We start from the raw sequence: 9,475 nt of genomic DNA, 5'->3' as shown, positions 1-9,475 counted from the left end.
GCGGCACGGCGACGACCGAAGGCGCGCGCTCCCTGTCGGATGCCGACATCAAGGCGCTGGCGCATTACCTGGCGGTGCTGCCGTGAGTGGGCCACCTATTCCGCCTCCTCCCGCATGAACCGCGCGAAGCGCGGATCGCCCAAATACGCCACGTTGACCCGCATCATCGGCGGGCCGGCCGGCCCCTCGGGGAGGAAGATCCCGCCGGGCGCGATCAGGATGCCGTGTGCGGCGGCGCGGCGCGACAAGGCGTCGAGGTCGGTCGTCTCCGGCAGCCCGCACCAGAGATAGTACCCGCCCCGCGGCTCGCCGAAGACCGGAAGGCCGAGCCCGTGCAGGACCGCCCTCCCCTGCAACGCGGCCGCCTCGATCCGTCCGCCGAGGCGGCGCAGGTGGCGGCGGTAGCGCCCGCTCTCGATCAGGTCGTGGATGATCCGCTCGACGAAGCCGGAGCTGTTGACGCTCGTCACCATCTTGAGGTCGCGCAGCGCCTCGACGGCGTCGGCCCGCGCCGCGACGTAGCCGCAGCGCAGGCTGGCCGAGAGGGTCTTGGCGAAGGTGCCGACATAGATCACGCGCTCGAGCTGGTCGAGGGCGGCGAGCCGGGCCTGCGCCGCCGGCAGCACGTCGGCGAAGGGGTCGCTCTCGACGATGCGCAGGTCGAGGGCGGCGGCACGCTGGAGCAACCGGTGGGCGACCGGCAGGGTGAGCGAGCAGCCGGTCGGGTTGTGGGCCAGCGACTGGGTGAAGAACAGCCGCGCCCCGCTCTGCCGGGCCAGGGCGTCGAGCTGGGCGACGTCCGGCCCGTCCGGGTTGCGCCGCACCCCAAGGATCCGGGCCTTGGCGAGCCTGAGCTTGCCGAAGAGCGGGTAGTAGCCGGGAGAATCGACCAGCACCGGCTCTCCCGGCGCCACGAACTGGCGGATGATCAGGTCGAGGGCGTGGTTGGCCCCGGCGGTGAGGAGCACGCCACCGGGCCCGACCTGGATCGACCGTTCGGCGAGGCGCAGCGAGAGGCTGCGGCGCAGGGGCAGATAGCCGTCCGGGCTGCCGTAGCTCTCGCTCGCGGCGCCCAGCGATGGGCGCAGGTGGCGGCCGATTTCGGAACTCTCCATCCAGGCAGGCGGCGGCCGCCCGTCACCGACGCGCACGTCGTAGTGCCGGTCCAGCTGCTCGCGCAGCAGCCAGACGCTGTCCACCGCCGCGACCGGGACGGGCCCCGGCGTGACGGCGGGAACCGGGCGCAAGACCCGACCCTGCGCCGAGACGTAGAAGCCCGAGCCCGGCCGGCTCTCGACCCGGCCCGAGGCGACAAGACGCTCATAGGCCTCGACCACGGTGTTCTTCGACACCGCGAAACTGATCGCCGCCGCCCGGATCGAGGGCAGGCGCTCGCCGGCGCGCAGGAGCCCGCCATCGATCCGTTCGCTCAGCCCGGCGACCACCTGCTCGACCCGGGTGCGGGGCTCTGGCCTGCCGATCGTATCCATGCCGCGAAGGGTACGGTCCTTACCGGAAAGGCGCAAAGCGTTCCTTGTGGGTGGGGCACGGACGGGTACGGTGCGGGCAACGAGCAGGATCTGACACGCCCGGACGAGGGAGGAACGCCACGGTGGCCGCGGTTGCGGCCGCCCTCGTCCGGCGCGCGCGGACCCGCCCGAACGAAGCGGCAGCAGGCATCATGCAAGATACATCCCGGGCGAACCGCACCTCGCGCATCGCCGGCTTCCACAAGAAGACCCCGCGCGAGCGCCTGGACCTCGTCGCCGCCTTCGCCGATCTCTCTCCGTCAGAGGTCGCGCATCTCGCCGAGTTCGGCAATCTCGTCCCCGACCTTGCCGACCGGCTGATCGAGAACGTGATCGGCACGATGAATGTGCCGGTCGGCATCGCCACCAACATGCGGATCGACGGCGAGGACGTGCTGATCCCGATGGCGACCGAGGAATCCTCGGTGGTGGCGGCGGTCTGCAACGCAGGCCGCCAGGTCTACGAGGACGGCTTCACCACCTCGGTCTCCGGCAACCTGATGATCGCGCAGGTGCAAGTCGTCGGGGTGGGCGACCCCCATGCGGCACGCCTGCGCATCCTGGAACAGCGCGAGCCCCTGCGGGCCCTGTGCGACGCCTGCGACCCGGTGCTGGTGCGCCTCGGCGGGGGTCTTCGCGATGTCGAGGTGCGGGTGCTCGACACACTCGGCGGCCCGATGGTGGTGACGCATCTCATCGTCGATACCCGTGACGCCATGGGGGCGAACGCCGTCAACACCATGGCGGAGGCGGTGGCGCCCCACATCGCCGGTTGGAGCGGCGGCCGCGTCACCCTGCGCATCCTGTCGAACCTCGCCGACCGGCGCCTCGCCCGGGCGCACGCGGTCTGGCGCACGGAGGCGATCGGCGGGCCGGAAGTGCGGGACGGGATCGTCAGTGCCTACCACCTCGCCGAGGCCGATCCCTACCGGGCCGCGACCCACAACAAGGGGATCATGAACGGCATCGATGCCGTGGTGCTCGCCACCGGCAACGACACGCGGGCGATCGAGGCCGGCGCCCATGCCTATGCGGCACGGTCGGGCCGCTACACCAGCCTCACCCGCTACGAGGTCACGGCGTCGGGCGACCTCAGTGCCTCGATCGAGCTGCCGCTCGCGGTCGGCCTCGTCGGCGGAGCGACCAAGCTCCACCCGACCGCGCAGGCATGCCTGAAGATTCTCGGCGCGACGACGGCGGAGCGCCTGGCCCGGATCATCGCGGCGGTGGGGCTGGCGCAGAATTTCTCCGCCCTCAAGGCGCTGGCCACCACCGGCATCCAGAAGGGCCACATGGCGCTCCACGCCCAGAACATCGCCATGATGGCCGGGGCTCTGGGCGAGGAGATCGAGGCGGTGGCCCGCGTGCTGGTCGAGCGGCGCCTGGTGCGGCTCGACGTGGCGCAGGAGGTCCTGGGGGAGATGCGCGGGAGGTGAACGCTGTCCGCGACAGCGTTGCCGCCCTCCATGTCATCCCGGGGCCGCGCAACGGAACTCGGGATCCATAACTGGCAAGGTGCCGACAGAAACGGAACGCTCCCCGACTTATCCCGGGACGTCAGCGGTCATGAATCCGGGATTCTCAGCCACGCCGAGCCCCGTATGACGTAGAGATTTGCCAACTCAGGCAACCAATCGATTGGTTCCTGCCGTCGATATGCGACCTAAAACAACATGCAATAACGATTTCCCGGGAGGAAAACCATGCCGACATTCACCTGCACCGCCCGCCTCGCCACCCGCCTGCTCGTCGGCGCCGCCCTCGTCGTCGCCGCCGGCACCGCCCGGGCCGAGGTGACGCGCCTGAAGCTCGGGGTGCTCACCGATCTCAGCGGCTTCGCCGCCGATTCCACCGGCGAGGGCTCGGTGGTCGCGGCCCGGCTCGCGGTCGAGGATTTTCGCAAGGAGACCCCGGCGATCACGGTCGAGGTGATCCAGTCCGACCACCAGAACAAGCCCGATATCGGCTCCGCCACCGCCCGGCGCTGGATCGCCGAGGGTCAGGTCGATGCCATCCTCGACGTGCCGTTCTCCTCGGTGGCGTTGGCCGTGCAGGAGGTGGTGCGGGATTCGAAGGCCGCCTTCATCGCGTCCGGCCCCGGCACCTCGGACCTGACCGGCCCGAAATGCTCGGCCAACACCGTGCATTGGACCTACGACACCTGGGCGCTCGCCCACGGCACCGCGCTGGCGCTGGTGCGCGCCGGCAAGACGAAGTGGTTCTTCCTCACCGCCGATTACGCCTTCGGCCACGCGCTCGAAGCCGACGCGGCGAGCGTGGTCAAGCAGGAGGGCGGCCAGGTCGTGGGCAACGTGCGCCACCCGACCGCAGCGGCCGACTTCTCGTCGTTCCTGCTCCAGGCGCAAGCGAGCCGCGCCCAGGTGATCGCGCTCGCCAATGCGGTCGGCGACACGGTCAACTCGGTCAAGCAGGCGGCGGAGTTCGGCATCACCGGCGGCGGCCAGGACCTGGCGGCGCTGCTGATGCAGCTCTCCGACGTCCACGCGATCGGCCTCAAGGACGCGCAGGGCCTCTACCTGACGGAGGGGTTCTACTGGGACGCCAATCCCGGCACCCGCGCCTTCGCCGACCGCTTCGCCGCGCAGATGAAGGGCCGCCGCCCCACCGCCAACCAAGCCGGCGTCTATGCCGGCGCCTTGGCCTACCTCCGCGCCGCGGCGCTCGCCGGCAGCACCGACGGGCGGACCGTCGTCGCCCGGATGAAGGCGGGGCCGACGAACGATCCGCTTTTCGGCGAAGGCACGGTGCGGGCGGATGGCCGGCACGTCCACCCGATGTACCTGTTCCAGGTGAAGAGCCCGGCCGACTCGAAGGGGCCGTATGACTATTACAAGCTCGTCCAGACGATCCCCGCCGCCGAGGCGTTCCGCCCGCTGGCGGACGGGCGCTGCCCGCTGGTGAAGACGCCGTGAGCCCCCTCCCCTCCCGGGTGCGGATCGTCGAGGTCGGTCCCCGCGACGGGCTCCAGAACGAGCCCGTCACCGTGCCGACCGCCGTGAAGGTCGAGCTGATCGAGCGGCTGCTGGCCGCCGGCTTGACCGCAATCGAGGTCGGCAGCTTCGTCTCGGCCCGATGGGTGCCGCAGATGGCCGACACCGCCGCGGTTCTGGCCCGGCTGCCGCCGAACCCCGCCGGGCGCTACGCCGTGCTGGTGCCGAACCTCAGGGGGTTCGAGGCGGCCAAGGAGGCGGGCGCCGGCGAGGTCGCGGTCTTCGCCTCCGCCTCCGAGGCGTTCTCGCGGGCCAACATCAACTGCTCGATCGCCGAGAGCCTGGAGCGCTTCCGGCCGGTGGCGCAGGCCGCCCGCGCCGCCGGGATCCCGCTCCGGGGCTACGTCTCCTGCGTGCTCGGCTGCCCCTACGAGGGAACAGTGACGCCGGAGGCGGTGGCGGATGTCGCCCGCCGCCTCGCCGAGATGGGCTGCTACGAGGTCTCCCTCGGCGACACGATCGGGGCCGGGATGCCGGACACGGCCCGGGCCTGCATCGCGGCGGTGGCGGAGACGATCCCGCGCGAGCGCATCGCGCTGCATTTCCACGATACCCGGGGGTTGGCGCTCGCCAATCTCCGCGCCTGCCTCGATCTCGGGGTGTCGGTGATCGATGCCGCCGTTGCCGGGCTGGGCGGCTGCCCCTACGCCAAGGGCGCCCCCGGCAACGTCGCCACCGAGGCGGTGGTGGCCGAACTCGACCGGCTCGGCATCGCGAGCGGGATCGATCCCGGCCGCCTCGCCGAGGCTGGCCGCTTCATCACCGGGGCGCTCGGGCGTGTCCCGGAGTGAGGGTCAGCGCAGCCGCTCCGCCGCCCAGGCGATGTGGTCGTCCATGAAGGTCGAGATGAAGAAGTAGGAGTGGTCGTAGCCCTCGCGCATGTTCAGCGTGAGCCCGATCCCGGCCTTCTGGCACGCCTCCTCCAGCAGCCAGGGGCGCAGGCCGTCATTGAGGAAGGAATCGGCCGTGCCCTGGTCGACCAGGAATTCGGGGAAGCGGTGGCCGTCCTCGATCAGCGCGGTGGCGTCGTGGCGGCGCCACGCGGCCTCGTCCGCGCCGAGATACTTGGTCAGCGCCGGCTTCGACCAGCCCGCGGTCGAGGGCTGGACGATCGGCGCGAAGGCGCTGCACGAGCGGAAGCGCTCCGGGTGGTTCAGCGCGATGGTGAGCGCGCCGTGGCCGCCCATCGAGTGCCCGAAGATGCCCTGGCGCTCCATGTCCACCGGGAACTCGCGGGCGACGAGGGCCGGCAGTTCCTCGGTGACGTAGGACCACATGCGGTAGTTGCGGTCGTAGGGCGCCTGGGTGGCGTCGACGTAGAAGCCGGCGCCGCAGCCGAACTGCCAGTTGTCGGGCTCGTCCGGCACGTCCGGCCCGCGCGGGCTGGTATCGGGGGCGACGATGGCGATGCCGTGCTTCGCGGCGGCGCGGCGGTACTCGCCCTTGTCCATCACGTTGGCATGGGTGCAGGTCAGGCCGGACAGGTACCACAGCACCGGCACCTTTCCGGCTTCCGCCTGGGGCGGCAGGTAGACCGCGAAGGTCATCGGGCAGCGCGTCGTCTCGGCCTCGTGCCGGTACACGCCCTGGATGCCGCCATGCGAGCGGGCCTTCGAGATGGTGTCCATGTCGCCGTGATCCCCGGGTTTCGTATCCGTGCCCGGCGGTACGCGTCCCGCACCGCCGGCTCAACCGACCTTTTATGCCAATGGCCCAAGATGCTGACGCATCGATTCGATCTCGGGCAAGCCCGAGATCGACGGGGCCATTGATCCATCTCGAATTTTCGACGCCCAGCCGGAGGCTTGGCGAAGTTCGAGAACGGAATCAAAGGTCGTTTCAACGACCGTTGATATTAGAACACCACGACCGAGCGGATCGACTTGCCCTCGTGCATCAGGTCGAAGCCGTAGTTGATCTCCTCCAGCGGCATGGTGTGGGTGATCAGGTCGTCGATGTTGATCTTCCCCTCCATGTACCAGTCGACGATCTTCGGCACGTCGGTGCGGCCGCGGGCGCCGCCGAAGGCCGAGCCCCTCCAGACGCGGCCGGTGACGAGCTGGAACGGCCGGGTCGAGATCTCGCGGCCGGCCTCGGCCACGCCGATGACGATCGACTCGCCCCAGCCGCGGTGGCAGCATTCGAGCGCCTGGCGCATCACGTTCACGTTGCCGGTGCAGTCGAACGAGAAGTCCGCGCCGCCGCCGGTCACGTCGAGGATCGCCTGCACCACCTTGTCGGTGCCGACCTCGTTCGGGTTGATGAAGTGGGTCATGCCGAACTTTTCGGCCATCGCACGCTTGTCGGGATTGATGTCGACGCCGATGATCTTGTCGGCGCCGACCATGCGGGCGCCCTGAATCACGTTGAGGCCGATGCCGCCCAGCCCGAACACCACCACGTTGGCGCCCGGCCACACCTTGGCGGTGTAGATCACCGCGCCGAGGCCGGTGGTGACGCCGCAGCCGATGTAGCAGATCTTGTCGAAGGGGGCGTCCTCGCGCACCTTGGCGAGCGCGATCTCGGGCAGCACGGTGAAGTTCGAGAAGGTCGAGCAGCCCATGTAGTGATACACGGTGTTGGCGCCCGGGCTGGCGCCGGTGGAGTCGCAGCGGAAGCGGCTGGTGCCGTCCGGCATCACGCCCTGCCCCTGCGTCGAGCGGATCGCCGTGCACAGGTTGGTGCGCTGCGACAGGCAGGACTTACAGTTGCGGCATTCCGGGGTGTAGAGCGGGATGACGTGGTCGCCGGGTTTCAGCGTCGTCACGCCGGCCCCGACCTCGCGCACGATGCCGGCGCCCTCGTGGCCCAGGATCGCCGGGAACTTGCCCTCGGAATCGAGGCCCGACAGGGTATAGGCGTCGGTGTGGCAGATGCCGGTGGCCATCACCTCGACCAGCACCTCGCCGGGCTTGGGACCCTCGAGATCGATGGTTTCGATGGTGAGGGGCTTCTTGGCTTCCCAGGCAACGGCGGCGCGCGTCTTCATGGTGTCTCCAACCGGATCATTGTCGCGTGAGAGCGCGGCACCCCGCATCGGCGGCAGGGCTGCGGCCCGGGCCGCTCGCTGAATGGCCCGTCTCTGCTGCGATTTGATGAAGGCCGCAACGGCGCGGCGCAACACACTTTAGTCCAACCCGGCAGTCGATCCGAGGCGCATCGCCGGTTGCCACAGTCGTCGAGCCCCGACTGTCACATCGATGCTTCATGTTATAGTGTTACGAACCGTGGATGACGACGGGATTATCGTGAGACCGACCCGTCGGGCGATCCTGTCCGCAGCGGCGACAGGTCGAGCCACCCTCTCCTGTCGCGAGAGGATCGAGGCCAAGACTGGCAGGACGAGTCTACCCCTTATCACCGCCGCAGGATCGGAACCGGTCAGGGCCAGTCGCGAGCGCGGTCCCATCATCGGCCGGCGGCTGGCATGACGCAGGACATCACATGCACGACTCATACCAACGGTCGAAAGAAAACGACCTTTGGTTCCGTTCTCCAATTTTCGCTCAGCCTTTGGCTGAGTATCGAAAATTCGAGATGGTTCATCGGCCCGATGCGTCAGCATCGTGGGCCGATGGTATCATCCTGCGATGCGACCGTCAGGGCGCCTCGAAGCAGGGTTCCAGAAATCTGGAGCGACCTGGGACATGATCCCTGGAGCCCTCCTTCGAGGCCGCGGGCGCCACCTCAGGTTGGGGGTGGGAGAGGCTGGCGGCGCATGGGAACGGTCCTGTCGTGGACCACAGGACCGGCCTTCGGGTCGGCAAGACCCCTGCGGCCTCGGTGTGCTGGCCCCATCCCGGCTCGGTCCCGATGCCCCGGCTCAGCCCCGCCCCTGCCGGTACGTCGCCAGCAGCTCGGGCAGGCGCTCGGCGAGATAATCGGCAAAGCCCGGCTCCGCCTTCTCGTCCAGCGTCACCCGCATCCCGTCGGTGCTGCGCTCGATGCGGGCGAATTTCACGCCCCTGGCATCCTTGACGGTCTCGGCCCGGGGCTTGGCCTTGCGCGGCGGCTGGGCGGCGAGCGCGGCCAGCACCACGGCGAAGCGTTCGTCGGAGGTCTTCCCCGCCAGATCGGCCGAGGCGAGTGCGGCTTCGATCCGCTCCGGCGCCGCCGCCTTGATCCGGTCGGCGAGGGTGAGCCAGCGCGGGCGGCCGATCTTGGGCGCCGGGCCGATTGCGGCGAGGACGGCGGCGGGGATCGCCTCGGCCACCGCGAGATAGTTCGCGAGGTCGGGGCGGTGCACGCCCATGGCCTTCAGGATCACCTCGCGGGCGATGCCGGCCTGCTCCATGTTGCGGGCGAAATGCGCCCGCTCGATGTAGCTCAGATCCTCGCGGGCCAGGTTCTCGGAGCCCTGCGCCACCACCAGCTCGGCATCGCTGAGATCGCGCAGGACCGCCCGCACCGGCTTGCCGATCGCCTTCGCTGCCCGCGTCCGGCGCCGGCCATAGGCGATCTCGTAATGGCCGTCCTGCCGGGGGTGCCGCCGGACCAGGATCGGCGTATGCTGGCCTTCCTCGCGGATCTGCGCCACGAAGGCGTCGAAGGCCGCATCCGTGGCATCGGGCACCCGGTCGGCGATCGCGGAGGGCAGGCACAGGTCGGGATCGAGTTCGATCACCGCGCCGTCCGTCTCCGCCGGGCCGGGCCGTGACGCCGCCCACATGGCCGCCATCGATCGGGCCGCGGTCGGGCGCTTCTCGGGTGCGGGCGGCGGCGTAGCACCTGCTACAGGGGTGTAACCCGTTGGAATTCCAGGGGCGGGCGGGGTCGGGGCGTCCGGCTGGACCGGCGTGCCCATGATGGCGCTGAGACGCTTCTTCTGGTTCATGGTCTGGCTCATGCACGGCCCCATGCGCGGGCGATCAGCCCCTCGATCTCGCCGTTGACGGCGTCGAGCGCATCGAGCGCCCGGCGATAGGTCGATCCCGT

7 protein-coding genes are annotated in these 9,475 nt (G+C 69.9%); 3 read left to right on the top strand and 4 right to left on the bottom strand.

Going from position 1 to position 9,475, the window contains the following annotated elements; genetic code table 11:
- Positions 1 to 95: 95 nt before the first annotated feature.
- On the bottom strand, positions 96 to 1,490 hold the full coding sequence (locus VP06_RS31725) for an aminotransferase-like domain-containing protein (protein WP_048467808.1): 1,395 nt from the start codon (positions 1,488 to 1,490) through the stop codon (positions 96 to 98).
- Between the two features lie 191 nt (positions 1,491 to 1,681).
- Between VP06_RS31725 and VP06_RS31720 the strand changes: the two genes are divergently transcribed.
- The 3 genes from VP06_RS31720 (at position 1,682) to VP06_RS31710 (ending at position 5,331) form a co-directional block, all read left to right on the top strand.
- Positions 1,682 to 2,965: a hydroxymethylglutaryl-CoA reductase, degradative gene (locus VP06_RS31720; protein WP_048467810.1), complete on the top strand. Its 1,284-nt coding sequence runs from the start codon at positions 1,682 to 1,684 to the stop codon at positions 2,963 to 2,965.
- 267 nt (positions 2,966 to 3,232) lie between these two features.
- Positions 3,233 to 4,462: an ABC transporter substrate-binding protein gene (locus VP06_RS31715; protein ID WP_048467807.1), complete on the top strand. Its 1,230-nt coding sequence runs from the start codon at positions 3,233 to 3,235 to the stop codon at positions 4,460 to 4,462.
- Entirely contained in the window at positions 4,459 to 5,331 is an 873-nt protein-coding gene (locus VP06_RS31710; RefSeq protein WP_048467806.1) for a hydroxymethylglutaryl-CoA lyase, read from the top strand. The genes VP06_RS31715 and VP06_RS31710 overlap by 4 nt, the downstream gene beginning before the upstream one ends.
- 3 nt (positions 5,332 to 5,334) lie before the next feature.
- Here VP06_RS31710 and fghA read toward each other — a convergent pair whose 3' ends face one another.
- The 3 genes from fghA to repB all read right to left on the bottom strand — a co-directional run bounded on the left by fghA (position 5,335) and on the right by repB (position 9,386).
- Positions 5,335 to 6,168, bottom strand: coding sequence for an S-formylglutathione hydrolase (fghA, locus tag VP06_RS31705; protein ID WP_048467805.1), 834 nt, complete (start codon positions 6,166 to 6,168; stop codon positions 5,335 to 5,337).
- 227 nt (positions 6,169 to 6,395) lie between these two features.
- Complete coding sequence (locus tag VP06_RS31700) at positions 6,396 to 7,529, bottom strand: S-(hydroxymethyl)glutathione dehydrogenase/class III alcohol dehydrogenase (protein ID WP_048467804.1); 1,134 nt, start codon at positions 7,527 to 7,529, stop codon at positions 6,396 to 6,398.
- 834 nt (positions 7,530 to 8,363) lie between these two features.
- Positions 8,364 to 9,386: a plasmid partitioning protein RepB gene (gene repB, locus VP06_RS31695; protein WP_245291394.1), complete on the bottom strand. Its 1,023-nt coding sequence runs from the start codon at positions 9,384 to 9,386 to the stop codon at positions 8,364 to 8,366.
- Between the last annotated feature and the right edge of the window lie 89 nt (positions 9,387 to 9,475).

The sequence above is a fragment of the Methylobacterium aquaticum genome (assembly GCF_001043915.1).
Lineage (GTDB): Bacteria > Pseudomonadota > Alphaproteobacteria > Rhizobiales > Beijerinckiaceae > Methylobacterium > Methylobacterium aquaticum.
The sequence above is the reverse complement of the archived record's forward strand: the minus strand, read 5'-3'. Positions and strand labels throughout refer to the sequence as shown.

Coding starts and splice junctions, on each gene's coding strand:
- VP06_RS31725 (WP_048467808.1), bottom strand. CDS start 1,490: ATGGATACGATCGGCAGGCCAGAGCCCCGCACCCGGGTCGAGCAGGTG.
- VP06_RS31720 (WP_048467810.1), top strand. CDS start 1,682: ATGCAAGATACATCCCGGGCGAACCGCACCTCGCGCATCGCCGGCTTC.
- VP06_RS31715 (WP_048467807.1), top strand. CDS start 3,233: ATGCCGACATTCACCTGCACCGCCCGCCTCGCCACCCGCCTGCTCGTC.
- fghA (WP_048467805.1), bottom strand. CDS start 6,168: ATGGACACCATCTCGAAGGCCCGCTCGCATGGCGGCATCCAGGGCGTG.
- VP06_RS31700 (WP_048467804.1), bottom strand. CDS start 7,529: ATGAAGACGCGCGCCGCCGTTGCCTGGGAAGCCAAGAAGCCCCTCACC.
- repB (WP_245291394.1), bottom strand. CDS start 9,386: ATGAGCCAGACCATGAACCAGAAGAAGCGTCTCAGCGCCATCATGGGC.